The sequence below is a fragment of the Ruegeria sp. E8 genome (genome assembly GCF_056533985.1).
The window spans coordinates 96,640-121,494 of sequence record NZ_JBQFOY010000005.1 but is presented as its reverse complement, the minus strand read 5'-3'; the positions used below and the strand labels follow the sequence as shown (position 1 = coordinate 121,494).

Below are 24,855 nucleotides of genomic sequence, written 5' to 3'. Positions count from 1 at the left end.
TCGATAATAAATCTGCGGCAACGCAAGCTGCAGGAAGTTTTATAGATAAAATGATCATCCCTCATTCCGGCTGGACCCGAAAGTCTGCGCAAGCTGTCCATGATCTTCCCTTGATGGACCTTCTGTTCCGGGCACAAACAGTGCACCGCGAGAACTTTGATCCCAACAAGGTCCAGACCTCGAAGCTGTTGTCGATCAAGACCGGCGGTTGTGCCGAGGATTGCGCTTATTGCTCGCAATCGGCACGCAACGGATCGACCCTGCCAGCGTCGAAACTGATTGAGGTTCAGCGTGTTCTGGCCGAGGCCAAGAAAGCCAAAGATGGTGGCGCAACCCGGTTCTGTATGGGTGCTGCGTGGCGCGAGCCCAAGCCGCGCGACATGCCTGCCCTGGTTGCCATGGTTGAAGGCGTCAAAGCGATGGGCATGGAAACCTGCATGACGCTGGGTATGCTGGATGACACTCAGGTGGTTCAGCTACGCGATGCCGGACTGGATTACTACAACCACAACATCGACACTTCTGAACGCTATTATTCCGAAGTGATCACCACCCGAACCTTCTCGGACCGGATCGACACGATGAACCGGGTGCAGGAAGCCGGGATCAAGGTTTGCTCGGGCGGTATCTTGGGGATGGGTGAACATACCGGCGACCGTATCGATATGCTGCTGACTTTGGCGAATATGACCCCCCCGCCGGATTCGGTGCCGATCAACATGCTGATGCCGCAGGCCGATACACCGCTGGCCGATGCGGAACCGATCGATCCCATCGATTTTGTACGGATCATCGCGACAGCCCGTATTCTGATGCCCAAATCCTATGTCCGCCTTTCTGCAGGACGCAGTGACATGAGCGACGAGATGCAGGCGATGTGTTTCTTCGCCGGTGCGAACTCGATCTTTGTGGGCGAGACCCTTCTGACGGCAGAAAACCCCGAAGAAGACACTGACTCGATCCTGTTTGCGAAGCTTGGCCTGCAGGCTGAAACGGCCCAGGAGCATAACCGCGCGGAAGCTGCCGAATGAAAGCAGTCGAACGACTGGAATCCATGCTCGATGCGCTTGAAGCCCGGCACCGTCGCCGGGCTTTGATCCCCGCGCGCGGGTTGGATTTCGCGTCGAACGACTATTTGGGTTTGGCCGGGTCGGCCCTGTTGCAGGAGGCCGCGCAAGCGGCTTTGGCGCGCGGCGTGCCGGTGGGTTCGGGCGGTTCACGTCTGCTGCGTGGAAACCACCCCGAGCATGAAGCTCTGGAGCAAGAAGCGGCCGCGTTCTTTGGGGCCGATGCCGCGTTGTTCATGGGCGGAGGGTTTCAGGCCAATCAGGCGATTTTTTCAACCCTGCCAGCCGCTGATGATCTGGTTCTTTATGACGCGCTGGTCCATGCAAGCGCCCATGAGGGGATGCGTGCCAGCCGCGCGGATCTGCATTCTTTTCGTCACAACGACGTCGAAGACGCACGCAAGGTTTTGACCGAGTGGCGGTCGTCGGGTGGTTCGGGCCAAGTCTGGCTTGCCGTGGAAAGCGTTTATTCCATGGAAGGCGATCTGGCCCCACTGGAAGACCTCGCGTCCCTAGCGCGCGAAACAGATGCCGTTCTGGTCGTCGACGAGGCGCATGCTACCGGCGTTTTCGGAGCGAAGGGTCAAGGTTTGGCCCATGACGTGAACGCGGAGCTTCTGACTTTGCACACATGTGGCAAAGGGCTGGGTGTTGCGGGTGGGCTGATCTGCGGCCCGCGTGTGATGATCGACACACTGATCAATCGCGCGCGTCCGTTTATTTTTGCGACCGCTCCGTCGCCTTTGAACGCGGCACTGGTGCGGGCGACCCTTCGAGAACTGTCTGTTAATGAAAAATGGGTCGCGGCTGCGCAAGAACGCTTGCGCTATGCTCATGAAACGGCTCGACAAACGGGGCTGCCTGACACGGCCCAAAAAAGTCAGATTATTCCCGTTATCCTGGGTGACGAGGCTCGAACGATGGCGATGGCCGCAGCTCTGCAACAGCAGGGTTTCGACATTCGCGGCATCCGCCCGCCCACCGTTCCAAAAGGCACGTCCCGCTTGCGTGTTTCGATCACCGGCAATGTCAGCCATGCGGACATCTCGGCCCTGTTCTCGACCATTGCCAGCCATCAATCGGAGGCCGCATGAGCGCGCTGATCGTTGCCGGAACCGACACGGGTGTCGGGAAAACCGTTTTTTCAGCTGGCCTGACGGCCGCGTTGGGCGCCCGTTACTGGAAGCCCGTGCAGTCGGGTCTGGAGGATGCGACCGATACCGAAACCGTTCTTACCTTGTCCGGTGCAGAAGTGCTGCCAGAGGCATATCGCCTGAATATGCCTGCTTCGCCACATCTGTCGGCTGAAGACATGGGTGTCGAGATCGACTTGTCGCAACTTGCGCTGCCGAAGGTTGACGGGCCTCTGGTCGTTGAAGGGGCAGGGGGGCTAATGGTGCCGCTGAACCGTCAATTCTACTATCTGGATCTGATCGCCCAGTGGCAGGCCCCTGTTGTTCTGGTTGCCCGCACGGCGCTGGGAACGATCAACCACACCACGCTGTCCCTGATGGCCCTGCGTGGCGCGGGTTGCGAGGTTGTGGGCGTTGCTTTCGTCGGCGAACCCGAGCTGGACGTCGAACAAACCATTGTCGAGATGAGTAACGTTCACCATCTCGGTCGTCTGCCCTTGCTCAGCGAATTGACACAGCAAAGCCTGACGGACGCATTTTCAGCCATAGACATGGCCACCATTCGGAGGTTCCTGTGACCCCGCTGGAATTTGACGCCCGCCATCTGTGGCATCCTTATACGCATGTGCTGGAACCCGGTCCGATGCACCTGATTACCGGGGCAGAGGGCGTCTGGTTGACCCGCGATGACGGTGTGAAAATGATCGACGCGATGTCGTCCTGGTGGTGCACAGTACATGGTCATCGGCACCCGGCCATCATCGAGGCGATGCAAAAGCAACTGGGGACCTTGCCGCATGTCATGTTTGGCGGGCTGACCCATGAGCCCGCGGTGGAGCTTGGCCGCAGCCTGATCAACCTTTTGCCCGATGGTTTGGATCGCATCTTCTACAGCGACAGCGGTTCGGTCGCGATCGAAGTCGCGTTGAAGATGGCTGTTCAGTACCAGATTGCCAAAGGTCGAAGCGAACGGTGCGAATTTGCTACGATCCGGGGCGGCTATCACGGCGACACATGGAAGGCGATGAGTGTTTGTGATCCTGTAAACGGGATGCACGGACTGTTTCGCGGCGCATTGTCGATCCAGCATTTTTTGCCGCGCCCTCAGGTCCGGTTCGGGCAGGACTGGTCCGATGATCCAACCGAAAACGGTTTGGACGCTCTGGAAGCTCTGTTGGAAAGCAAGGGCGATAAAATCGCGGCAGTGATCCTTGAGCCTGTGGTGCAGGGCGCCGGCGGAATGTATTTCTATCATCCTGCCTGGCTGCGCGGAGCGCGCGCGCTGTGTGACGCCCATGACATCCTGTTGATTTTTGACGAGATCGCCACCGGCTTCGGGCGCAGCGGCGAAATGTTCGCGATGGATCACGCCGGAGTTGTTCCCGATATCCTGTGCCTAGGCAAGGCGCTGACCGGCGGTCATATTACTCTTGCCGCGACGGTTGCAACCGAAGCTGTCGCGCGAGGTATCGGAGAGAGCGAAGCGGGCGTATTGATGCATGGCCCAACCTATATGGCCAATCCCTTGGCTTGCTCCGCCGGGGTGGCCAGCCTGGATCAGTTGCAACAGCGGAACTGGCGCCAGGAAGTGGCTGGTATCGCGCAGCAAATGGAGACCGAACTTGCTCCGGCCCGCTCTCTGCCCGGAGTTGCAGACGTGCGTGTGCTTGGCGCGATTGGTGTCATCGAAATGCACGACAGGGTCGATCCGGCCATTGCGCACGGGCTGGCTGCGGAAACCGGGGTCTGGCTGCGCCCGTTTGCCCGTAACATCTATTGTATGCCTCCTTTCATTATCTCACCTGACGAGCTGAGCCGTGTCACCGCAGCCATGGTCGCCTTGGCCGGGGGGCGGAAATGAAAAGCACGTGGCTGGCGCAATCCGACGAAAGCAACCTGACGCTTGTGTTTGGTGGCTGGGCTTTGGGCGCAGCCCCTTTTTGTGGCCTCGCAGGGGGTGGGAGCGTTCTGCTGGTGGATGACTTCACCAGCCTTGACGATCCTCTGCCTGACCTGGCCCGATTTGATCGCATTGAACTGCTTGCGTTTTCATTTGGTGTCGCCTCGGCAGCGCATTGGCTGGCAGCAACGCAGGTTCGACCTGATCGGTTGGTTGCAGTCAGTGGCACATTGCACCCGGCCTGCGCGGACAGGGGCATCGCGCCCGATACGATCCGAGCAACTGCGGATCAGCTCTCTCCGGCCAGTTTTGCCAAGTTTTGCCGACGGGCGGGTTTGTCCACAGAAATCCCCGAACCGGATCTTGAGCAGGCGCAGAAAGAGCTTCACGCGGTAATCCAACGCGGTTCGGCCCCTGATCCCGGTTTTGATCGGGTCTGGATACCCGAGTGGGACCGCATCATTCCAACCAAGGCGCAAGATAGAGCCTGGGCATCGACCCCAGACGTGATCCAACACGTTGACGGACCGCACGTGCCGTTCCAACCGGGCCAAAGCTGGGCGGAGTGGCTGTCATGACGGCGCAACTCGCGGATAAAGTGCAGCGGAGCTTCAGTCGAAGCTTTGAAACCTACAACGACACAGCGAGCCAGCAGGCTTGGATCGCGCGCAAACTGGTTTCGGAGTTACGCCGCGTTGGGGCGCCTGACGGCTTTGATACGACGTTCGAACTGGGATGTGGCACTGGCCATCTGACCCGGTTGTTGCGGCAGAACTTTGATTTGCCCAAACTTTGCGTGAACGACATAGCGCCACAAGCTCAGGCGACGGCGGATGCGGAAAAGGCTGATTTCATCGGAGGCGACGTTCGTCTGGTTGAATGGCCTGCCAAGCTTGATCTGGTCGCTTCGGCCTCGATGATCCAATGGATGGAAGACCCGGCCCATCTGCTGCAACAGGCAGCCGATGCGCTTGAGCCCGGCGGGTGGCTGGCTGTTTCCGGGTTTGGCCCGCGACAGTATCAAGAGCTTACACAAATCGGTTCGACCGCACACGCACCGGGACTTTGCACACCTGGTACCCTTGCCACCGCCTTCGATGGATCGCTTAAAGTTCTGGCTGTCGGTGAAAGCGTCAGACCGTCTTATTTCGACACCCCCCGAGATGTTTTGAAGTATCTGCGCCGAACTGGGGTAAATGGTCGGGCTCAAGGCTCATGGACACGATCGACTCTGGCCCGGTTCGAGGCCGATTATGTGCAGAGTTTCGGAACGTCCAAAGGCGTGTCTCTGACCTATCATCCTGTTTGGGTCATTGCCCAAAAGCGCTAGACGCTTATTCCGCTACAACAAGATCAATTTCATTTGTGGAAAGCATCTGCAGGATGTCCTCGGATGGGTGTACATCCGTGAAGAACAGATTGATCTTGCTGGCAGGCTCCAGTGTCACTGGGGCTCGTTTTCCCAGCTTCTCACCATCCGCCACAACGATGCGCACCTGGGCATTCTGAATAGCAACGCGGGCCAGATTAGCCTCTTGCAGGTCGTGCAGCATGAAGCCCGGGTCCGCATTGACCGCTCCAACCGACAAAATTGCGAAACGGACGTTCAGGCGTTTGATGAGGTCTTGCGCTTCCACGCCAAAGGCACCACCATCATGCGGGCGCAATTCGCCACCGGCCATGAACACCCTGTTGTTGTTTCTGGACGCCAAAGTCTGGGCGACAAATACTGAATTGGTCACGACAAACAGATCGCTATGGTCGCTGAGCGCCTGCGCCACATAGGCGGTTGTCGAACCGATATCGAGGAAGACCGAGTCTCCGTCACTGATAATTTCGGCAACCGCTTTGGCCAGCTTTTCTTTGGCGTCGACTTCTTTGTCCAGCCGACTTTGCAGAGAGGGCTCCAGAATGTCTTCAAGCAGATGAACTCCGCCATGGACCTTACGCACAATGCCGCGTTCTTCCAGGTTGCGCACGTTTCGCCGAATGGTTTCGAGGCTGACACCGAGGTCATTTGCCAGAACACTCACGCGGCATGATCCGCTGGCGCGAAAAAGCGCGCGCAGGATTTCTTCTTCTCGTTGGTTGGTGGTCTTGAGGTTCATGTTTCGCGCTCTGATGTCACGGTCATACGGGACGTTAAGCCATATCACAATACCCACATAAAGCAACATTATGTAACGAAAATCGGGAGCCGGCGTATGAAAAATTGAGTAAAATGTGGTTTAACGTGGTTTTTATTGACACAAAACCCCACGATGTGATGGTCTGTAACCAATACCACCGATTCATCAAAAATAATCACGACAGGGAGAAGGTGTTATGAAGTGCAAACTGGAACTTTCCACGCTGGCCTTATTGGCGGCTGGGGCTGCAACAACTGCTTGGGCTGCTGAATCCTCCGATCCGATCAAACTGACGCTGCATGACTGGTCGGGGCAGTTGATCAACACCAAGATCATGGGCTCGATTCTGGAAGAAGCCGGATACAACGTAGAATACGTTCAGGCGGATTACATTGCTCAATTCGCCGGGCTGAAAACGGGTGATCTGCATCTGGCGATGGAGATTTGGGAAACCACCGGACGCGAAGCGCTGGACGAGGCGACCGGCACTGGCAAGGTCGTAAATGTCGGCGAGACTGGCCTGATGGCGATCGAAGAGTGGTGGTATCCCAGCTACATGAAAGAACGGTGCCCGGGATTGCCGAACTGGGAAGCTTTGAAAGATTGCGCCGAGGAATTCGCAACAGCTGAAACCGCTCCGAACGGGCGGTACGTCGGCGGGCCGGTGACCTGGGGGGGCTTTGACGATGAGCGCGTCGAGGCGCTTGAGCTTGATTTCGAAGTCGTCCACGCGGGCACCGACGCGGCCCTGTTTGCCGAGTTGGAATCCGCCTATCAGCGGCAGGATCCGATTGTTCTGTGGGTTTATGTCCCACATTGGGCACCGGCGAAGTATGACGGCGAGTTCGTTGAATTTCCGCCTTTTTCTGCGGAATGCTACAGCGATCCTTCGGTCGGCGTGAACCCGGACATGGCCTATGATTGCGGTAAGCCGCGCGGTCCGATCTGGAAAGCGGCCTGGTCCGGATTACAGGAAAAATGGCCGGGTGCGTATGACATCATCGAAGCCTACAATATCAACAATGATGAAATGAGCGCCATGGTCGGTAAGGCCGATCTGGAAGGTGTGGAAATCGACAGCGTTGTTGCAGAGTGGATGGAGACCAACAAAGACCGTTGGTCTGGCTGGATCTCAAAATAACCCACTGGCCAGAGCGGGCCTTTCGCTCTCTCGGACTGCTCTGGCCTCCTCTCGCGTATTGACCGGACCCCCCTGATGCCATCCAAGACGAAACTGTCATGCCGAAACGTTTGGAAACTGTACGGCCCGAACGCAGAACGACTGCTGCGGACGACACCTGATCCTACGGCAGATGGTATTCGCAAAGCTGGCGTGATCGGTGCAGTGCGCAACGCCAATATCGAGATCTCAGAAGGTGAGATTTTTGTCATCATGGGCCTGTCAGGGTCCGGCAAGTCAACTCTGGTTCGGTGCCTGTCCCGCTTGATCGAACCAACCGGCGGAGAAGTCTTGTTTGACGACATAGACCTCTTGCGCGCCAGCGAGAAAGAGCTGATCGAAATCAGGCGACACAAGATGGGCATGGTGTTTCAGCATTTCGCGTTGCTGCCACATCTGACTGTTTTGCAGAATGTGATGTTCCCTTTGACCATTCAGGCCATACCCAAACCTGAGGCCGATGCCAAGGCGCGAGAGGTAGTGGAACTGGTCGGACTGAAAGGTCGTGAAGACTATTACCCGCGCGAACTTTCAGGTGGACAGCAACAACGCGTTGGGATCGCCCGATCCCTGGTGACTGAACCCGACTTGTGGTTTCTGGATGAACCGTTCTCGGCACTCGATCCATTGATCCGGCGCGAGATGCAGGACGAGTTCCTGCGTTTGCAAGAACGTCTGCACAAGACGATTGTGTTCATTACTCATGACTTCGAAGAAGCTGTCCGTCTGGCCGACCGAATTGCCATCATGAAGGATGGCGAGGTGATCCAGATCGCCACACCGGAAGAACTAGTGATGCGTCCTGCCACGGATTATGTCGCCGAATTTACACGACATATCCCACGATCCAAAGTTCTGACCGTCGGCGGCGTCATGACGGCCGGGGCTGCGGGCGAAGGGGAGCCAATTGCACGGTCAACCCGCGTATCCGATGTGGCTGAGCGGATCATTGCTGCAGACGCGCCAATACCTGTTTCCGACGGCAATGGGCAGATCGTCGGGTCTATTGATCGCAAAGCTGTTGCGCGCGTGCTTTTCGGCCATGGGGACGTGGCATGACACGCCTGAACCGCAGTCAGATCACCATTCTGGTGCTTGTTCTGATGACGATCATAATCGGATATTATGGTCGTGATCTGAGCAAAGCTTTGGATATGCGCTGGCTAACCAAATTCCCCTCGGCTTGGGTGATCCCGTTCAAGACCTATATTTCGTCGGCAATGACATGGCTGATCGAGGATGCGGCCATCGGGCCGGTATCGTTCACCGACATCACCCGCGCCATCGCCTGGTTGATCGAGCAGCCCTATAATCTGGTGCTAGCCCTGCTGGCGGACGGGTTTGTCAGCGGTCAGGGTAACGACGCTCAGGTCATATTGCCCGCTATCAGCTGGATCGTGGTGATTACCGCGGTGATCGTCTTGGGGCAGTATTGCCGGGATTGGGCGTTGGCGGCGCTGGTTGGCGGATGCTTCATCTATCTTGCGGTCTTCGGGCAATGGGACAGCGCGATGGTGACACTTGCCTCGGTCCTGATCGCTGTGCCGATTGGCGCGGGCGGAGGGTTGCTGCTGGGCATCCTCGCCTATCGCCATCCGCTTTTCGAAAAGATCATCTCGCCCATTCTGGATCTGATGCAGACGATCCCGATCTTTGCCTATTTGGTGCCGATCCTGTTCATGTTCGGCTTTGGCCCGATCTCGGCTCTGGTCGCGACGATCATCTATGCCACGCCTCCGATGGTACGGATAACGACGCTCGCGCTGAAAGGGGTAGACCCTGAGATCCTCGATTTCGGGCGCATGGCGGGTACGACCCAGCGGCAGTTGATGTGGCGCGTGCTGGTGCCCTCAGCCAGTCACAGCCTGATGGTGGGCGTCAATCAGGTGATTATGCTGACGCTGAACATGGTCATCATTGCCTCGATGATCGGGGCAGGGGGCCTGGGCTTTGACGTCCTTGCCGCGTTGCGCCGTCTGGACATTGGCGCAGGGTTCGAAGCTGGCATTGCTATCGTGGTTTTGGCTATCGCGGTCGATCGGCTAAGCCAGGCTTTCGCCGAGCGGATGGGGCAGGTGCATCATGAACAGCCGGGCTCATGGGTCACTCGCCATCGTCGGACGGTTCTGGTGCTGATCCTGCTGGTTGTCACATGGGTGCTGGGCCAGTTCTCTCCGCTGCTGCTGGAGTATCCGGACAATCAGACCATCACCACAGGTGCTTTCTGGGACAACACAGTCGAGTACCTGAACGTCAACTATTTCGACACGTTCGAGGCGATCAAGGTCTTCTTTCTCACGTGGTTCATGATCCCGATCAAAACGGTCCTGCTGGGTATTCCGTGGCCGTGGGCCATCGCGATGCTGACCTTGCTGGGTTGGCACGCGGGTGGTTGGCGGCTGGGGTTGTTGTGCGGTGGTATGGCCTCGCTGATCCTGGTCTCGGGCCTGTGGTCCAAGGCGATGGTGACGGTGTATCTCTGCGGTGCATCGGTCATTCTGGCCACGCTGATCGGGGTGCCTCTGGGCGTGCTGGCCGCGTTGAACAAGCGTGCAGGAACGGCCATCAACCTTCTGATCGACACGCTGCAAACCCTGCCCAGCTTTGTCTATTTGATCCCGGTCGTGATGCTGTTCCGGGTTGGAGACTTCACCGCCCTGATCGCCATCGTGCTCTATGCGCTGGCTCCGGCGGTGCGTTATGCGGCCCATGGCGTGCGGTCTGTCAGTGAGGAACTGATTGAGGCCGGTCTGGTCTCGGGCTGTACCCGCACACAATTGCTGCGCCACATCCGATTGCCGATGGCCCTGCCGGAGATCCTGTTGGGTATCAATCAGACGATCGTGCTGGCGCTGTCAATGCTGGTTATCACGGCGCTCGTCGGCACCCGGGATCTGGGGCAGGAGGTCTATATCGCCTTGACTAAGGCTGACACGGGCCGGGGTCTGGTGGCTGGCCTGTCCATCGCCTTCATCGCCATCATCGCCGACCGGTTGATCAATGCCAGCGCCCGTCAGGCCCGCATCCGCTTTGGACTGGAGAGTTGAGATGAACCAATCCGACTTGATGACCCGTATCCGCGCTCTGCCGATCTGGCAGGGAGAGATTGAGGCCACGCCTCTGACCGGCGGCATTACCAATGTAAACTACAAGGTTACAGATGATAGCGGGTCCTATGTTGTCCGGGTTGGCGACGACATCCCATTGCATCAGGTGATGAGGTTCAACGAGTTGGCCGCCAGCAAGGCGGCCCATGCGGCGGGTTTGTCGCCTGCAGTGGTACACTCCTCGGGCGATCTGACAGTGTTGGAATTCATCGAAAGCTGTACTCTCACCGAAGAAGACATCCGAAATCCCAACATTCTGCCCCGCGTGTTGGATTTGGTGAAGGCTTGCCACACCGAAGCGCCCAAACACCTGCGCGGCCCGTCGCTGGTGTTCTGGGTGTTCCACGTCATCCGCGATTATGCGGCGACGCTGACCGAGAACGGCAGCCCGCATTCAGCGTTGATCCGCGATCTGGTCGATGCAGGCACACTGTTGGAACGCGAGGCAGGGCCTTATGACATGGTGTTCGGCCATAATGACCTTCTCTGCGGTAATTTTCTGGATGATGGCAGCCGCCTCTGGCTGATTGACTTTGATTATGCCGGGTTCAACTCGCCGCTGTTCGATCTGGGTGGGTTGGCCTCAAACAACGGCTTATCGCCCGAACAGGAAGACTGGGTGCTTGAGACCTACTTCGAAACCCCCGTCACCGACGACCTGCGCCATCGCTATACGGCGATGAAATGCGCTTCGCTGCTGCGGGAAACCATGTGGAGCATGGTGTCCGAGATCACCTCGGATATCGACTTTGACTATGCAGCCTACACAGCCGAAAACCTCGCGCGGTTCCGCGCGTCCCTGCTCGATTTCAAAAATACCTGAGGACAGACATGACCGACCTTCCGAAAACAGCCAAAGCCGTCATTATCGGCGGCGGGATCATCGGCTGCTCGACCGCTTATCATCTGGCCAAGCTGGGCTGGACCGACACGGTGCTGCTGGAGCGCAAGAAACTGACCTCGGGCACGACCTTCCATGCTGCCGGTCTGGTGGGGCAGTTGCGATCAAACGCTAACATTACGCAATTGCTGGGATATTCCGTCGATCTGTACAACAAGATCGAAGAGGAAACCGGGCTGGGCACCGGCTGGAAAATGAATGGCGGGCTACGTCTGGCCTGCAACGAGGAACGCTGGACCGAAGTGAAACGCCAGGCCACCACCGCGCATTCATTTGGGCTGGACATGCAGCTTCTGACACCCTCCGAGGCGCAGGATCTGTGGCCGCTGATGGATGTCTCGGACGTGATCGGCGCGGCCTATCTGCCGACCGATGGACAGGCGAACCCGTCGGACATCACCCAGGCGCTGGCCAAGGGCGCGCGCATGGCCGGGGCGCAGATTTTCGAGGACACCAAAGTCACCGATATCGAGATCGAAAACGGCAATATCCGGGCAGTGATCACCGAACATGGCCGCATTGAGTGCGAAAAGGTGATCTGCTGCGCCGGGCAGTGGACCCGTACCTTTGCCGGGCAGTTTGGGGTCAACGTGCCGCTGGTGCCGATGGAGCATCAGTACATGGTGACTGAACCCTTCGACGTCCCTTCCAACCTGCCGACCCTGCGCGATCCGGACCGGTTGACCTATTACAAGGAAGAGGTCGGCGGGCTGGTCATGGGCGGCTATGAGCCGAACCCGATTCCATGGGCGACCAAAGGCATTCCGCAGGGCTTCCACTACACTCTGCTCGACAGCAATTTCGACCATTTTGAACAGTTGATGGAATTGGCGCTGGGTCGAGTGCCTGCGCTGGAAAACGCGGGCGTTAAGACTTTGACCAACGGGCCAGAGAGTTTTACGCCCGACGGCAACTTTATCATCGGTGAAGCACCCGAGCTGAACAATTTCTTCGTCGGCGCGGGCTTTAACGCTTTTGGGATTGCGGCTGGTGGAGGCGCGGGAATGGCGCTGGCCGAATGGGTGCACAAGGGCGAGCCGCCCTTCGACCTTTGGTCAGCCGATATCCGTCGCTTTGGTCGTCCGCATTTCGACACCGATTGGGTGCGTACCCGGACCGTGGAAGCCTATGGCAAGCACTACACAATGGGCTGGCCCCATGAGGAGCACGACTCGGGTCGCCCCTGCCGCAAGTCGCCGCTTTATGACACGTTGAAATCGCAGGGCGCGTGTTTTGGAGAGAAGCTGGGTTGGGAGCGTCCGAACTGGTACGCCAATGCGGCGCTGGGTGAGACGCCTAAGGACGAATACAGCTTTGGTCGCCAGAACTGGTTCGATGCCGTTGGCCGCGAGCACAAAGCTGCGCGAGAGGCTGCGGTGCTGTTCGATCAGACGTCGTTCGCCAAATTCGCCCTGAAAGGCCCGGATGCGCTGGCCGCGATGAACTGGGTCTGCGCCAATGACGTGGACAAGCCGGTGGGTGCGCTGACCTACACCCAGATGCTGAACGACAAGGGCGGAATCGAATGCGATCTGACCGTCGGACGCGTAGCCCATGACGAATTCTACATCGTCACCGGCACCGGTTTTGCCACCCATGATTTCGACTGGATCAATCGCAATATTCCGGAAGGAATGAACTGCCAGCTGTTCGACATCACCTCGTCCAACGCGGTGCTGTCGCTGATGGGGCCGAAGGCGCGGGATATTCTGGCCGCGGTGACCCGCGATGACGTTTCGAATGACGGGTTTAAGTTCGGCTCGATCCGCACCATCGGCATCGCTGGGTGCCCAGTTAGGGCGCTGCGCGTGACCTATGTTGGTGAGCTAGGATGGGAGCTGCACCTACCTGTTGAATATGCCCAAACCGTCTATGAAGCGCTGATGAAAGCCGGACGCCCGCTTGGGTTGGTCAATGCAGGCTACAGGGCCATTGAATCTCTGCGCCTTGAAAAAGGCTATCGCGCCTGGGGGTCGGATATTGGGCCCGATCATACCCCGTTCGAAAGTGGGCTGGGCTGGGCTGTTAAGCTGCGGAAGAGTATTGATTTCAAAGGGCGCGCTGCCTCTGAAGCGCAAAAAGCCGATGGGGTCAAAAAGCTGTTGGCGTGTTTCACGGTCGATCCGGAAACTGTCCTTCTGGGTCGCGAAACCATCTATCGGAATGGCGAAAGAGTCGGGTGGCTGACGTCGGGAGGGTACGGCTATACTGTCGGAAAATCGATTGGGTACGGGTACATCCGCAATCCTGACGGTGTCGACGCGGATTATGTCACGTCGGGGACATATGAGTTGGAAGTCGCGACTCAGAGGGTTGCATGTAAGGTGACGCTGCAACCGCTTTATGACCCGTTGATGCATAAGGTGAAGTCCTGACCATTGCACCATACGTCTATTTGAATACGGACATGCATGGCCGCTCGTTCAGTTTTCGGGGTGCGAAAACCATCACCCTTTGCTACTCGGATGACCGCAACCGAAAGGACCGGAAATGACAACTCCACAAGACGTGTCTGAGCACGCGCTGAAGATCGCGGACATCGCGACCAAGTCCGCGATGCGGTTTTTCCGGGGATCATTGGGCATAGAGTTCAAGCAGGACGAAAGCCCAGTGACCCAGGCCGATAAAGCCGTCGAAACAGAAGTTCGCGCCTACCTGAACCGACATTTTCCGGACCACGGTATCTTTGGTGAAGAGCACGGGCAGGAGGCTGGCGACGGGCGTCACATGTGGGTTGTTGATCCGATCGACGGAACACGTTCGTTTCTGTCGGGACATCCTCTTTTCGGGTTTCTGTTGGCTCATCTGGTGGACGGTCAACCGCAAATGGGATTGGTCGGAATGCCGGCCTTAAATGAGACTTACCTGGGGATTATCGGTGACGGGGCCAGCCAGAACGGTCGACCGATACAGGTTTCGCAAACGACCCGCCTGGATCAATCAGTTTTGTATGTGAATGAAGGGGACAAGATTTACCGCGACCATTCTGGCCTGTTCAACCGACTGATGCAGGCAGGGCAAACCCGTCGCTTTGCCTATGACTGTTATCCACATGCTTTGCTTGCGGCTGGCCACGTGGACGCGGTCGTCGACTACGATTTGCAGCCCTATGATTATCTGGCGCTTTCACCCCTTGTCACGGCGGCGGGCGGAGTGATGACCGATTGGCAGGGGCACGCGTTGACACTCGGGTCAGATGGCGCGGTTGTGTCTGCCGCGACACCGGAGTTGCACGCTGAACTGCTTGAATTCATCAACGCTTAGAAAATCGCGGTTCCTCGTCCTGCCGAGAAAGAGTTTTCTTCGAAGGATTAATTCCCACGATCCGATTTGAACAGATAGAGGAAAACAAAGAGCGACCCGATGGATGTTGTGACGATACCGACGGGCAGTTCCTGCGGGGCCAGCAGAAGGCGTGACAGAATGTCTGACAGCGTCAGTAGGATCGCTCCTACGATGGCTGAAACAATCAGCAGGTTTCGGTGCAATGTCCCGGCGATACCGCGTGCAATATGAGGAACCATCAGCCCGACGAAGCCGATGACACCGGCAACGGAAACGAAACTGGCCGTCGCCAAAGCAGCGACAAAGAACATGCGGAACCGCAGGCCCTGTACGGGAATACCCAGCGACGAGGCGGTGAAATCCCCGGTCAGCAAGGCATCAAGCCACCGGCTGCGATAAAGCGAATAGCTCAGGATCAGGCCCAAGCCGATCAGGACAAGCGGGAAGGTCTCCCATCGGGCAAGGCCCAAGCCGCCCAGCATCCAGAATATCACCGAATGCGCCGCGCGATTGTCACCAGAGAAGATCAGATAATTGGTGATGGCAGAAAACAGAAAGGATACGGCCAAACCGGCCAAAATCAGCTTTTCCGGCGCACTTGTCCGCAAGCCCTGAACCAGCGCCAGTACAATTGCAGAGGCAATAAGCCCGCCACAAAACGCAGCAAGCGGCAAGGTCCATATACCCAGCACGTCACCCGTGACGGTGATCACCAGAACCGCCCCAGCAGCCGCCCCAGAGGACAAGCCGAACAGAAACGGATCGGCCAGATCGTTGCGGGTTGTGGTTTGAAGGACAACGCCGACTACGCCCAGACCTGCGCCGATTACTGCAGCAAACAAAGCCCGGGGCAAGCGAAGGTCAAAGACGATCCGGTGCAGTGGCGACATGTCGCCTTCGGTCAGACCAGTACCGAGACCGATTGCTGAAAAGACTTCGCGGACTGGGATTTGCGTGGTCCCATGGACGATGGACAACAGCAAAAGGGCGGTCAGAACAACCGCCCCCAGCAGGATCAAACGGCCCAAATGGACCATATCAGTTGGTCTCCGGATGCATGGCCTTTGCCATCTTCTCAATAGCTTCGATATTTGCCGGTCCGGGCGTCAGTTCTTCGTAGCGCAGGCCAATCCAACGCTCATTCTTGACCGCGTCGGTTTGCGACATCACCGGGTGATCCTTCAGAAACTGGAAGGTATCTTCTGCACCATTGCCGGACTGGTAGTCGAGCAGCACCAGAAACTCAGGATTCGAAGCGGCCACGGCTTCCCAAGATGTGCGACCCCAGCTTGTATCCAGATCATGGGTCACGTTCTCGCCACCTGCGGCGGTAATCATTGCGTCTGGAATGGCGAATTTACCTGCAGTGAACGGTGCATCTGCTGGTCCGTCCAACAGGAAGACACGGGGTTTCGCCAGATCTGACGTTTTTGACTGAATGGCGGTCAGTTGGTCTTTCCAACCAGAAACAAGTGCCTCGGCCTTGTCTTCAACCTGCATCACCTGACCCAGACGTAGGACGTCGTTGAACAACAAATCCATGTTGGCTTCGGGGCGGTCCTTGTCCAGATGTACACAGCTTTCGGTCAGAACCATGGTTTTGATGCCAAAAGGTTCCAGCGTGTCAGGTGTGACGTCGCCACCGGGCTTCATGCCATAGTACCAACCGGCAAAGAAAAGATCTGGCTCAACCGCCACAAGGTTCTCGATCGTTGGGTATTTTGGGGCAAGCTCGGGAATGTCGCCGCGTTGCGCGTCAAAGTCGGGGCTTGTCTTGTACCAGCCTGTAATACCCGTCAGGCCCACGATCTTGTCCTGAAGGCCGAGGGCAAAGGCCATGTCGGTCATGTTCATGTCGTGCACGACCAAACGTTCGGGCGCGGTTTCAAAAACCAGCGGTTCACCGCAGTTGTCCACTGTTATGGCCTCTGCGGCGGCGCCGCTTGCCAGACCAGTGAACAGAGCCACGGTCCAGAGTTTCTGCATCATTGTAAGCTCCTGTTATGATGACAGTTTTCGTTTTCGGATATCAAGCGCGGGGATCATGCGGCCTTCATGCTGAAAGCACAGGTAATCCACGCCAAAGGTGTCACGCACACGATCCGGGGTCAGCACTTCGCTGACAGGTCCGAACCCCGTCAGGCGCGTGGACTTCATCAACGCGACATGCGTGGCGAATTCGGGGATCATGACCAGATCATGGACGATCATGACAACCGTGACCCCCAAATCCGCGACCAGAGACAGCATGTGCCCCTTGGCATCCGGATCCAGATGGTTGGTTGGTTCATCCAGAAACAGCAGAGACGGATTTTGTGCCAATGCGCGCGCGATATGAGCGCGTTGACGTTCACCGCCCGACAATTGGCTCATCGGTTTGTTGGCCAAGTGCAAAAGCTCGGTAGTTTCTAAAACCCGATCAAGGTCTTCCTTGTGCTGGGCTGCTGATCGGTCGGCTTGAATCGGAATTTGACCCAAAGCAACATAGTCGCGCAGGCGCAAACGACCGTCCGGCATTTCTTGCTGACCCACCACGGCGATGGTTCTGGCACGTTGCTGGGCAGATAGTGTGCGCAGACTTTGACCCCGAATGTGCACATCACCCAAGGCCAGCCGTTCGATCCCGCACAGCAGGTTCAGAAGGGTGGTTTTGCCTGCGCCATTTGGCCCGGCAATCGCCAGTATCGACCCTTCTTTCAGATCAAAGGAAACCCCCTGTAACAGGACATCGCCATTGAGGGCATAATACTCCAGATCTTCGGCAACAAGAAAACTCATGCCCGACCTCGAGGTGGCAAGGCAGGTATCCGCGACAGGGTCTTGGTGAGCAGGGCAGGGGGGCGGTCCGAGGCGCTTGTCCAGCCATCTTCACTGTCGCCAAACTGCGTTGCAAAGTCGATCAGAGCAGACAGATCGTTTTCCGTTTCAATATCGCCAAAAAGGTACTGAGCTTTGCCAGCAGCCTGGAAGCCAACGGTCATGGCCCGTTCACACCCAGCCATGCAAGCGATCATTCGGGTTTCGAAACCGTTTGGCAACCGCGCATCCAGAGCTTCTTGCGCAGCTTCCGCTGGCAACGGTCCCTGACATGTCGAACAGATCAGAACGTAGTGATCAGAATAGCCGGTCATTGCCTTCTCCGTCTCTTGCCGGACGCAGACAGAGGGCACATACCGAATTTTTACGCAACCGCGCCATCAAGCCTCCTTCCGGGACGCCCCGCCCCGGGTTGGTTCAAAATTCGATGGCAGGTCTCCTGACTTGCGGGTCTTGGCTCGGCCCACCTTCCCAACCCTTTGCGGGTCAGTGGTGCAGTGGCGTCGCTCTCCGCTTACAGTTGCGGGGGCAGTCACGGACTTGGCGCATTTCGGCGCCGCACCGTATTCCCATTTTCATCCCTTACGGAACCATCCAGCCCAGCTAGTCCGGCAAAGCCAGACTTGTCAAGCGGCAGAAGAAACGGGGCGCTAGAACGTATGGCGAAAACTGGTCAGGCTTTTTTCAGAACAGGTCCTGACCGGTTGGCGTCAATAGTCAGATACCAGCAGGAAATCCGGCGCTGTATCTTCCTCGATTTTCGAAAACCGAGGGATCGGGTCCTCGAACACGTTGTCGGTGCGATCGTCATTCACGGTTGAAACCTCACCAATGAGGCAATCGCCGTGCTCTGCCCAGAAGGCGTGCCAGATACCGGGCATCAAAGTCACGCTTTGCCCTGGTTTCAGTCGCAGATGCTCTCCGGGCTGCAAGGTAACAGGGCAGGCGTCGCTTGGAACAGTAACCGGGTTATCACGGTCGATCCCGCCATCTGGGTCCGACGCATAGATTTCCATAACCAGATCACCGCCGCCCCTGTTGATAATATCCTCTGCCTTGACGATATGCCGATGCATCGGTGAGAGCTGTTTGTCCTTCGAGATCAACAGCTTTTCCGCATAGAGCATGCCGCGACCGGAGTTCAGGTCACTCACCTCACCGTTGCGAAGAGTGAACAGAAGCAGGCCTAGTTCATCGAACTTGCCTTGGGCGTAATCGGTAATATCCCACCCCAACCCGCGACTGCGGATCGTTTCGGCCAACGGGCTGCGTATCTGTTCCGGCGACCAATCCGCGAAGGGTGGTAAAACGGCACCGAAGGACCGGATGAACGCCTGTGCGTCGGATTTGATACGGTTGATTTCAGATCGTTTCATGATGTCCACTCACGGATTAAAGCTCATGCGCCCAGGGTGGTTCTGCCCCGGCACGGGATACGGTGACAGCGGCTACATCGGAACCCAGCGCCATGGCAGCTTTCAGGTTGTCCGAAGTCAAGTTGCGCAGTCCTGACTTTGTCAGGTGCCCTGCGCGGTTGAGCTCGGTCAGGACACCGGCGTTGAACGTGTCGCCTGCGCCGATTGTATCGACGACTTTGACGGGCTTTACCGGTACCGAGACTTCTGAACCATCTGCCAGATACCCGTTCGCCCCGTCACCGCCGCGCGTCACAATGACCACAGTAGGACCCGCCTGCAACAACAGGGATGCCTTTGCGGCCTCGGGTTCATCACCGGGAATGATCCAATCCAGATCTTCGTCGGAAACTTTGACGATATCTGCTTGCGCGATCATCCGATTCAGGCGCGTTCGAAACCGGGTCTGGTCCTTGATGAAAGCTGGGCGGATATTCGGATCCAGCATAACCGCCCGGTCGGACCCGTGGCGATCCAAAAGAGCAGCATAGGCATCGGCGCAGGGCTCGCACGCAAGGCTGATCCCCCCCAGATACAAGGCTGAAATCGCTGGAAGCTGTTCAGGCAAATCTTCGGGCCGCAACATCCGGCCCGCAGTGTTTTCGTCGACAAAACTGTAAGATGCGTGACCATTTGAAAGCTGTACAAAGGCAAGAGTGGTGGGCCGATCCGAGGTGATCACATGCGATGTGTCCACATGGCTTGCTTGCAGCGCTTCGATCAGTTGCTGGCCGAACATGTCCGACGACAAGCCTGTCAGCATCCCGACCGGCACACCCAGGCGCCCCATCGCAACGGCTGTGTTCAAGACCGCACCGCCGGTATGCGGCACAAAACCTTGTGCGCCCGATACGGTTGGTTCTGAGATCATGTCAATCAGCGCTTCACCACAGCACAGGATCATGTCTTGGTCCTTTTCTGCACAGAGAATTTGGTTTGTTTGCTTACTTCCTGAGCGCGTTCTTGCAGAAGTTGTTTGCGCCGACGATTCCGAACTCTGCTTGTTCAGACACGTACAGGTTCAGGGAACGGCGCAAATCGCTGAACCGACCGCCGCCGTTAAACGCATCCTTGAAGTCATCACTGAAAAGCCAGCGGTTTTTCTCTGCGACGCCACCCACAAGAAATATCCCGCCTGCCGGCATCAGCGTGACCGCCAAATCGCCCATTAACGCGCCCAGATGGGTGGTGAATATCCGGGCCGTTTTTTCTGCAATGATATCCGTTCCGTCGCGGGCATCGTTCAATATGTTTTTCGCGGAACGCGCCGGTGCCCTGGCATCTCCAGCTGCCAAACCGACCGCCTGATAAAGAATAGGCAGGCCGGTACCGCTCAGAAACATCTCAGCTTCCAATGCCAGACTGTCTCCAAAGAAACAGCCGGGTGCAATACGTCTGGCTGCCTCGAAAATATCGACCTCCTCGCGATGGCGCGGGTACAGGCCCACATGCCCGCCTTCGCCGGAAACCGTGTGGTAGCGGCCTTCTGAATACAGCAATGCACCAACACCCAGCCCGGTGCCGGGCCCGACCACCAACCGTGTGCCGACCGGAGGGGTCGCCTCACCCTGCAAAACCACAACATCCGACTGGGTCACTTCGGCTACCGACCATGCTGCGGCTGTAAAATCATTGATAACGAAGGTCCGCTGCGCCCCGGTGGCCTTCGCCAACTCTGTTTCTGACAAATCCAGGTTCGCATTCGTCAGCTGGATGGTGCCGTCCCTTACGGGGCCAGCCCCCGCAGCAACGACGGCCTGCGGGTTTGTTCCGATTTCATCCCTTAGAGCATGAAGCGCCTCTTGCAGATCTTTCAATGTTCCCGTCGGATGTTTGCGAAGATCCGTCAATTCTCCATTCGTTACGATACCCAGTCGCGTGTTTGTGCCGCCAATGTCCGCAACCAAATTCCAATGCTCATGCACCGCACCGAATGGTTGCGCTAACGGCTGAGAGACATTCTGACCCTCGGACAGGGCGGATTTAAGCGCCATGAATGACGCCTTGGGTGTTCTCGCAAGCGTTTCGAAATCCACGTCCACCAGTCCAAACCTCTTTTCGTACCCGAAGGCCCATTCGTAATTGTCCAACAGCGACCAGACAAAATAGCCATTCACCGGAACGCCTTGTGCTAAAGCGTCCTGCACGGCGGCAAGGTGCCGGTCGAGATAATCAATGCGATCATCGTCTTGCCGGCGCTCAGCGCTCGCCATACCGTTTTCGGTGATATAGATTGGTAGCGCTCCCGTATAGTCTTTCCTTGTCCGGATCAAGAAACGAGTGAGCGCTGAGGGCTCGATTTCCCACCCCATCTGCGTTTTGGGCAGGGGGCCTGATACTTCCTGTAGGCTGGGCCAGGCGGTGTCTGCCGAGGCGATCAGCTTGCGGGTATAGTAGTTCAGCCCGCACCAGTCGACCGGTGTGCCAATTGTGTCAAAATCGTCCTGCCAACCCGAAGGTAAGTGTTGTTCCAAACCCTCGAGCGCGATCTTAGGGTAAGCTTTTTTGAATACACCTCCAAGAAAGAACCGGTTGTAGATTGCGTCGTACCGATCCGCGGCACGTCGCGCTTCGGTGCTGTCGTCGGCAGGCTCGGACCATTCGAGGTTGAACACCGCGCCCAGATTGTTCATGCCGAGACTGCGCATGACCTGAATAGCCGTTCCATGGGCCAGCAATACATGATGCATCGCACGGGCAGCGGCCCGGATATCGCGCAGTCCGGGCGCATGGTGGCCTTCGAAATGACTCAGCCAACTGACGCACCACGGTTCATTGATCGGCGCGGCGCTATACATCCTGTCACCGATCCGACCCATGATGATCTGAGTGTAATCCGCGAACCACCCAGCGATATCGCGATTGCACCACCCCCCTTGATCAGCAAGAACGGAGGGCAGTTCCCAATGATAGAGCGTTACACAGGGTCGGATACCGCGTTCCAGCAGAGCGTCCGCCAATCTGTCGTAGTAATCCAGCCCGGCCTGATTGACCTGACCTCGACCTTCTGGCAACACGCGTGCCCAACTCGTCGAAAAGCGATAGCAGTCGAACCCGGCGTCGCGCACGAGATCGAAGTCTTGCTCAAATCGATTCAGGTGGTCGCAGGCGATGTCTCCGTTTTCCTGGCGCATGACATTGCCCGGCGACGCTGCAAATGTGTCCCAATGAGTTTGCCCGGCACCCCCCTGTGCGTGGCCTTCAATCTGGTATGCAGAGGTTGCGACGCCAAAGAGGAAATCTTTCGGGAAATCAGCGCGTGAGTGTTTCATGATCACAACCTGTTGGGGGCAGGGCCGGTTGATCTGCCAACTACCAGCTCGGCCTCTAACAATCTAGTTTTGACCGGGTCGCTCGGGGACTTGATCCGTTCAATCAACATTTCCGCTGCCATTTCTCCGGCCTGACGGACCGATGAACGTGTTGCGGTGAAGATCGGAACATCCTGTCCGTTTTTCAGATAGGACAGGTCATCATCATGGGCGATCACGGATACGTCCGCCCCCATCTTCAACCCGTTTTCGGACAGAGCCCGTCGCACGCCGATGGCCGAGATCATCGATGAACATAAGATAGCAGTCGGAGGGTCCTCCAAACGCAGCATATTCTGCGTTTCATGGTGGCCGTAAACCTCGGTCATTTCGGCGCTTCGCATCAGGTTCGGATCTGGCGCAAGCCCTGCTTGATAAAGCGCTTCCAAGTAACCGTCACGGCGGCGCTGTGCGAAATCCATATCTTCCAGACCGTTGATCAAGGCGATGCGCTGATGACCAAGGTCAATCAAAAAGCGCGTGGCCCGCATGAACGAGCTTTTGTTGTTCACGTCGATCCAGTCATACGACGCGTCGACGCCGGTCGAGCGTCCGTGAACTATGAACGGAACGCCCATACGGGTCAGAACTTCGATCCGTCGTTCGTTCACTTTTGGACCCTGCAGGACAACGCCGTCCACCGCTCCTCGCTGAAAAAGGCTCCGATACGCTTCTTCGATCGAGGTATCATCGGCGTTGGTGAACATCATGTCATAGCCATGCTCCGCGTATTTCCTCGCAGCGCCCGCAACGAAGTCTCCGAAAATGGGGTTTACCATTTCGTGCCGGGACGAACTGGGGATCACATGGCCGATCACCATGGACCGACCGGTTGCCAGCCCTTTGGCGCGACTGTTCGGACGGTACCCATGTTTCTGCGCTGCTGCTTGCACGCGCACGCGCGTATCCTCGCTCACTTCTGGGTAGCCGTTCAGCGCCCGACTGACGGTTGTTTGAGAAAGGCCCAGGATTTCCGAGAGCTGCTTAAGGTTCATTTGCGTTTCAAAGCGCCTTCAATTTTGCGGACTTCCTTGTTTTGTGGGCAATTGAAACATCCGTCAACTGGTTTTGCAGCAGGGGTAGAAAATATTAATATTTAAAGGCTGGGAAAGCAATTTGTTGACAGAGGGGAAATGTTAGCGGATAACACGTCGCATCCAAAGCGCTTTGAAAGTGAGTCTTTGAGCGTGTGAAAGATTGGGAGGAGGATTTGATGAAACACTCGCTTTACGCAGGTGCGGCCGTGTTCGCCCTGATGGCCGGTTCAGTTCAGGCGGAAGGAGAATTGATCCACGCCGTAGGTGAGGGCAGTTTCGACTGGGACGGATTTCAAGCCTTTGCCGAGGCGAATGATCTGTCCGGCGAAAGCCTGACGATTTTTGGCCCCTGGCTGGCGGGTGAGGGCAAGTCTTTTGAGAATCTTGTCGCCTATTTCGACGAAGCAACAGGTGCGAATTCCAGCTACGTCGGTTCGGATTCGCTGGAGCAACAAATCCTGATTGATGCAGCGGCAGGCTCCGCGCCGAACCTGACTGTTTTCCCACAGCCAGGCCTTGCGGCCAACCTCGCCAAGCAAGGGTATTTGACACCTCTGGCAGAAGACACGGCTGACTGGATCAAAGAGAACTTCGCGGCCGGACAGTCCTGGGTTGATCTGGGGACGTTTGCGAACGCCGAAGGGGCTGACGATTTCTATGGCTTTTTCTTCAATGTGAACGTGAAGTCTCTGGTCTGGTACATCCCCGAGAATTTCGAAGACTTCGGCTATGAAGTGCCCAAGACCATGGAAGAGTTCAAAGCTCTGATGGACCAGATGGTCGAAGATGGCGAAACGCCTTTGTGCGTTGGGTTGGCCTCGGGTGGCGCAACCGGCTGGCCCGCAACCGACTGGGTTGAGGACCTGATGCTGCGCACTCAGCCGCCGGAAGTCTATGACCAATGGGTGTCGAATGAGATGAGGTTCGACGATCCCCGTGTGATCGCGACGATCGAAGAATATGGCAGCTTCACGCGGAACGACGATTATGTCGTGGGCGATGCTGACGACACTGCGGCGATTGACTTTCGCGACAGCCCCAAAGGTCTGTTCGACAGCCCGCCGGCTTGCATGATGCATCGTCAAGCATCGTTCATACCTGCGTACTTCCCTGAGGGAACCGAGTTGGGTGTGGATGCTGATTTCTTTTACTTCCCAGCCTACGCCGAGAAAGATCTTGGCACACCAGTGCTTGGGGCGGGAACGCTGTTCACGGTAACGAACCCTAACCCGGCGGCCGATGCGTTCATGGAGTTCCTCAAGACCCCATTCGCGCATGAGATCATGATGTCTCAGGACGGCTTCCTGACGCCTCACCTTGGGGCAAACCCTGACAACTATTCGAATGATACACAGCGCGGGCAGGGTGAAATTCTGACCAACGCAACGACGTTCCGCTTTGACGGATCTGACCTGATGCCGGGTGCTGTAGGGGCCGGAACTTTCTGGACTGGCATGGTGGATTATTCGTCGGGTGCAAAAGACGCGGGCACTGTAGCGAGCGAAATCCAGTCCTCCTGGGACGCAGCCAAGTGATCAACGCACGGGGCGGTTTTAGGATCGCCCCGTTTGCC

At 57.2% G+C, this 24,855-nt stretch carries 22 protein-coding genes, 1 pseudogene and 1 riboswitch; of the genes and pseudogenes, 13 read left to right on the top strand and 10 right to left on the bottom strand.

The window, feature by feature from the left end:
• The first annotated feature begins 50 nt into the window (after positions 1–50).
• From bioB to ACR0LF_RS08865, 6 genes are read left to right on the top strand one after another with little or no spacing between them, the layout of a single operon-like run.
• The gene (bioB, locus tag ACR0LF_RS08890) at positions 51–1,031 is read left to right on the top strand and encodes a biotin synthase BioB (protein WP_480576668.1); all 981 of its coding nucleotides are present in this window, start codon (positions 51–53) and stop codon (positions 1,029–1,031) included.
• A complete protein-coding gene (locus ACR0LF_RS08885; RefSeq protein ID WP_480576671.1) occupies positions 1,028–2,161 on the top strand; it encodes an 8-amino-7-oxononanoate synthase in 1,134 nt (377 codons plus the stop codon). Before bioB ends, ACR0LF_RS08885 begins: the two co-directional genes overlap by 4 nt.
• A complete protein-coding gene (bioD, locus tag ACR0LF_RS08880) occupies positions 2,158–2,778 on the top strand; it encodes a dethiobiotin synthase (RefSeq protein WP_480576674.1) in 621 nt (206 codons plus the stop codon). Before ACR0LF_RS08885 ends, bioD begins: the two co-directional genes overlap by 4 nt.
• A complete protein-coding gene (gene bioA, locus ACR0LF_RS08875) occupies positions 2,775–4,061 on the top strand; it encodes an adenosylmethionine--8-amino-7-oxononanoate transaminase (RefSeq protein WP_480576677.1) in 1,287 nt (428 codons plus the stop codon). Before bioD ends, bioA begins: the two co-directional genes overlap by 4 nt.
• Positions 4,058–4,678, top strand: coding sequence for a pimeloyl-ACP methyl esterase BioG family protein (locus tag ACR0LF_RS08870; RefSeq protein ID WP_480576680.1), 621 nt, complete (start codon positions 4,058–4,060; stop codon positions 4,676–4,678). Before bioA ends, ACR0LF_RS08870 begins: the two co-directional genes overlap by 4 nt.
• Positions 4,675–5,430 carry a methyltransferase domain-containing protein gene (locus ACR0LF_RS08865; protein ID WP_480576683.1) on the top strand — a complete coding sequence of 252 codons (756 nt, stop codon included), beginning with the start codon at positions 4,675–4,677 and terminating at the stop codon, positions 5,428–5,430. Before ACR0LF_RS08870 ends, ACR0LF_RS08865 begins: the two co-directional genes overlap by 4 nt.
• A gap of 4 nt (positions 5,431–5,434) precedes the next feature.
• Here ACR0LF_RS08865 and ACR0LF_RS08860 read toward each other — a convergent pair whose 3' ends face one another.
• Positions 5,435–6,208: a DeoR/GlpR family DNA-binding transcription regulator gene (locus ACR0LF_RS08860; RefSeq protein WP_480576686.1), complete on the bottom strand. Its 774-nt coding sequence runs from the start codon at positions 6,206–6,208 to the stop codon at positions 5,435–5,437.
• A 217-nt stretch (positions 6,209–6,425) separates the two neighbouring features.
• Here ACR0LF_RS08860 and ACR0LF_RS08855 point away from each other — a divergent pair, with 217 nt between their 5' ends.
• From ACR0LF_RS08855 to ACR0LF_RS08830, 6 genes are all read left to right on the top strand, one after another.
• Positions 6,426–7,370, top strand: a complete 945-nt coding sequence (locus ACR0LF_RS08855; RefSeq protein WP_480576689.1) for an ABC transporter substrate-binding protein — start codon at positions 6,426–6,428, stop codon at positions 7,368–7,370.
• Positions 7,371–7,445: 75 nt separating this feature from the next.
• Complete coding sequence (locus ACR0LF_RS08850) at positions 7,446–8,468, top strand: quaternary amine ABC transporter ATP-binding protein (RefSeq protein ID WP_480576692.1); 1,023 nt, start codon at positions 7,446–7,448, stop codon at positions 8,466–8,468.
• Positions 8,465–10,456, top strand: a complete 1,992-nt coding sequence (locus ACR0LF_RS08845) for an ABC transporter permease (protein ID WP_480576695.1) — start codon at positions 8,465–8,467, stop codon at positions 10,454–10,456. Before ACR0LF_RS08850 ends, ACR0LF_RS08845 begins: the two co-directional genes overlap by 4 nt.
• Position 10,457: 1 nt before the next feature.
• Positions 10,458–11,339 (top strand): phosphotransferase, encoded by an 882-nt coding sequence (locus ACR0LF_RS08840; protein ID WP_480576698.1) that lies wholly within the window; start codon positions 10,458–10,460, stop codon positions 11,337–11,339.
• Between the two features lie 8 nt (positions 11,340–11,347).
• Positions 11,348–13,792: a GcvT family protein gene (locus ACR0LF_RS08835; protein WP_480576701.1), complete on the top strand. Its 2,445-nt coding sequence runs from the start codon at positions 11,348–11,350 to the stop codon at positions 13,790–13,792.
• A gap of 115 nt (positions 13,793–13,907) precedes the next feature.
• Positions 13,908–14,681, top strand: coding sequence for an inositol monophosphatase family protein (locus tag ACR0LF_RS08830; RefSeq protein WP_480576704.1), 774 nt, complete (start codon positions 13,908–13,910; stop codon positions 14,679–14,681).
• A 47-nt stretch (positions 14,682–14,728) separates the two neighbouring features.
• Here the strand turns inward: ACR0LF_RS08830 and ACR0LF_RS08825 are convergent, their stop codons facing one another.
• The 9 genes and pseudogenes from ACR0LF_RS08825 to ACR0LF_RS08785 all read right to left on the bottom strand — a co-directional run bounded on the left by ACR0LF_RS08825 (position 14,729) and on the right by ACR0LF_RS08785 (position 23,240).
• The gene (locus ACR0LF_RS08825) at positions 14,729–15,739 is read right to left on the bottom strand and encodes a FecCD family ABC transporter permease (RefSeq protein ID WP_480576707.1); all 1,011 of its coding nucleotides are present in this window, start codon (positions 15,737–15,739) and stop codon (positions 14,729–14,731) included.
• Between the two features lies 1 nt (position 15,740).
• Positions 15,741–16,691 (bottom strand): ABC transporter substrate-binding protein, encoded by a 951-nt coding sequence (locus tag ACR0LF_RS08820; protein WP_480576711.1) that lies wholly within the window; start codon positions 16,689–16,691, stop codon positions 15,741–15,743.
• A 12-nt stretch (positions 16,692–16,703) separates the two neighbouring features.
• Positions 16,704–17,480 (bottom strand): ABC transporter ATP-binding protein, encoded by a 777-nt coding sequence (locus ACR0LF_RS08815; protein ID WP_480576714.1) that lies wholly within the window; start codon positions 17,478–17,480, stop codon positions 16,704–16,706.
• Positions 17,477–17,833 (bottom strand): DUF1636 family protein, encoded by a 357-nt coding sequence (locus ACR0LF_RS08810; protein WP_480576717.1) that lies wholly within the window; start codon positions 17,831–17,833, stop codon positions 17,477–17,479. The genes ACR0LF_RS08815 and ACR0LF_RS08810 overlap by 4 nt, the downstream gene beginning before the upstream one ends.
• Positions 17,834–17,931: 98 nt before the next feature.
• Positions 17,932–18,129: riboswitch (cobalamin riboswitch) on the bottom strand.
• Between the two features lie 100 nt (positions 18,130–18,229).
• Positions 18,230–18,895 (bottom strand): D-lyxose/D-mannose family sugar isomerase, encoded by a 666-nt coding sequence (locus ACR0LF_RS08805; protein ID WP_480576720.1) that lies wholly within the window; start codon positions 18,893–18,895, stop codon positions 18,230–18,232.
• A 16-nt stretch (positions 18,896–18,911) separates the two neighbouring features.
• On the bottom strand, positions 18,912–19,838 hold the full coding sequence (locus tag ACR0LF_RS08800) for a carbohydrate kinase family protein (protein ID WP_480576722.1): 927 nt from the start codon (positions 19,836–19,838) through the stop codon (positions 18,912–18,914).
• A 40-nt stretch (positions 19,839–19,878) separates the two neighbouring features.
• Complete coding sequence (locus ACR0LF_RS08795; protein ID WP_480577255.1) at positions 19,879–20,928, bottom strand: glucokinase; 1,050 nt, start codon at positions 20,926–20,928, stop codon at positions 19,879–19,881.
• A pseudogene (locus tag ACR0LF_RS08790) lies at positions 20,905–22,206 on the bottom strand (GH1 family beta-glucosidase); the annotation flags it as partial. The gene ACR0LF_RS08795 and the pseudogene ACR0LF_RS08790, both read right to left, overlap by 24 nt.
• A gap of 2 nt (positions 22,207–22,208) precedes the next feature.
• Entirely contained in the window at positions 22,209–23,240 is a 1,032-nt protein-coding gene (locus ACR0LF_RS08785; protein WP_480576725.1) for a LacI family DNA-binding transcriptional regulator, read from the bottom strand.
• A gap of 218 nt (positions 23,241–23,458) precedes the next feature.
• Here ACR0LF_RS08785 and ACR0LF_RS08780 point away from each other — a divergent pair, with 218 nt between their 5' ends.
• A complete protein-coding gene (locus tag ACR0LF_RS08780) occupies positions 23,459–24,817 on the top strand; it encodes an ABC transporter substrate-binding protein (RefSeq protein ID WP_480576728.1) in 1,359 nt (452 codons plus the stop codon).
• The last annotated feature ends 38 nt before the right edge of the window (positions 24,818–24,855 follow it).

Bases quoted from the DNA above. Each gene is read 5' to 3' on its own strand.
- bioB (WP_480576668.1), top strand. From the start codon at position 51: ATGATCATCCCTCATTCCGGCTGGACCCGAAAGTCTGCGCAAGCTGTC.
- ACR0LF_RS08885 (WP_480576671.1), top strand. From the start codon at position 1,028: ATGAAAGCAGTCGAACGACTGGAATCCATGCTCGATGCGCTTGAAGCC.
- bioD (WP_480576674.1), top strand. From the start codon at position 2,158: ATGAGCGCGCTGATCGTTGCCGGAACCGACACGGGTGTCGGGAAAACC.
- ACR0LF_RS08870 (WP_480576680.1), top strand. From the start codon at position 4,058: ATGAAAAGCACGTGGCTGGCGCAATCCGACGAAAGCAACCTGACGCTT.
- ACR0LF_RS08865 (WP_480576683.1), top strand. From the start codon at position 4,675: ATGACGGCGCAACTCGCGGATAAAGTGCAGCGGAGCTTCAGTCGAAGC.
- ACR0LF_RS08860 (WP_480576686.1), bottom strand. From the start codon at position 6,208: ATGAACCTCAAGACCACCAACCAACGAGAAGAAGAAATCCTGCGCGCG.
- ACR0LF_RS08855 (WP_480576689.1), top strand. From the start codon at position 6,426: ATGAAGTGCAAACTGGAACTTTCCACGCTGGCCTTATTGGCGGCTGGG.
- ACR0LF_RS08850 (WP_480576692.1), top strand. From the start codon at position 7,446: ATGCCATCCAAGACGAAACTGTCATGCCGAAACGTTTGGAAACTGTAC.
- ACR0LF_RS08845 (WP_480576695.1), top strand. From the start codon at position 8,465: ATGACACGCCTGAACCGCAGTCAGATCACCATTCTGGTGCTTGTTCTG.
- ACR0LF_RS08840 (WP_480576698.1), top strand. From the start codon at position 10,458: ATGAACCAATCCGACTTGATGACCCGTATCCGCGCTCTGCCGATCTGG.
- ACR0LF_RS08835 (WP_480576701.1), top strand. From the start codon at position 11,348: ATGACCGACCTTCCGAAAACAGCCAAAGCCGTCATTATCGGCGGCGGG.
- ACR0LF_RS08830 (WP_480576704.1), top strand. From the start codon at position 13,908: ATGACAACTCCACAAGACGTGTCTGAGCACGCGCTGAAGATCGCGGAC.
- ACR0LF_RS08825 (WP_480576707.1), bottom strand. From the start codon at position 15,739: ATGGTCCATTTGGGCCGTTTGATCCTGCTGGGGGCGGTTGTTCTGACC.
- ACR0LF_RS08820 (WP_480576711.1), bottom strand. From the start codon at position 16,691: ATGATGCAGAAACTCTGGACCGTGGCTCTGTTCACTGGTCTGGCAAGC.
- ACR0LF_RS08815 (WP_480576714.1), bottom strand. From the start codon at position 17,480: ATGAGTTTTCTTGTTGCCGAAGATCTGGAGTATTATGCCCTCAATGGC.
- ACR0LF_RS08810 (WP_480576717.1), bottom strand. From the start codon at position 17,833: ATGACCGGCTATTCTGATCACTACGTTCTGATCTGTTCGACATGTCAG.
- ACR0LF_RS08805 (WP_480576720.1), bottom strand. From the start codon at position 18,895: ATGAAACGATCTGAAATCAACCGTATCAAATCCGACGCACAGGCGTTC.
- ACR0LF_RS08800 (WP_480576722.1), bottom strand. From the start codon at position 19,838: ATGATCCTGTGCTGTGGTGAAGCGCTGATTGACATGATCTCAGAACCA.
- ACR0LF_RS08795 (WP_480577255.1), bottom strand. From the start codon at position 20,928: ATGGCGCTTAAATCCGCCCTGTCCGAGGGTCAGAATGTCTCTCAGCCG.
- ACR0LF_RS08785 (WP_480576725.1), bottom strand. From the start codon at position 23,240: ATGAACCTTAAGCAGCTCTCGGAAATCCTGGGCCTTTCTCAAACAACC.
- ACR0LF_RS08780 (WP_480576728.1), top strand. From the start codon at position 23,459: ATGAAACACTCGCTTTACGCAGGTGCGGCCGTGTTCGCCCTGATGGCC.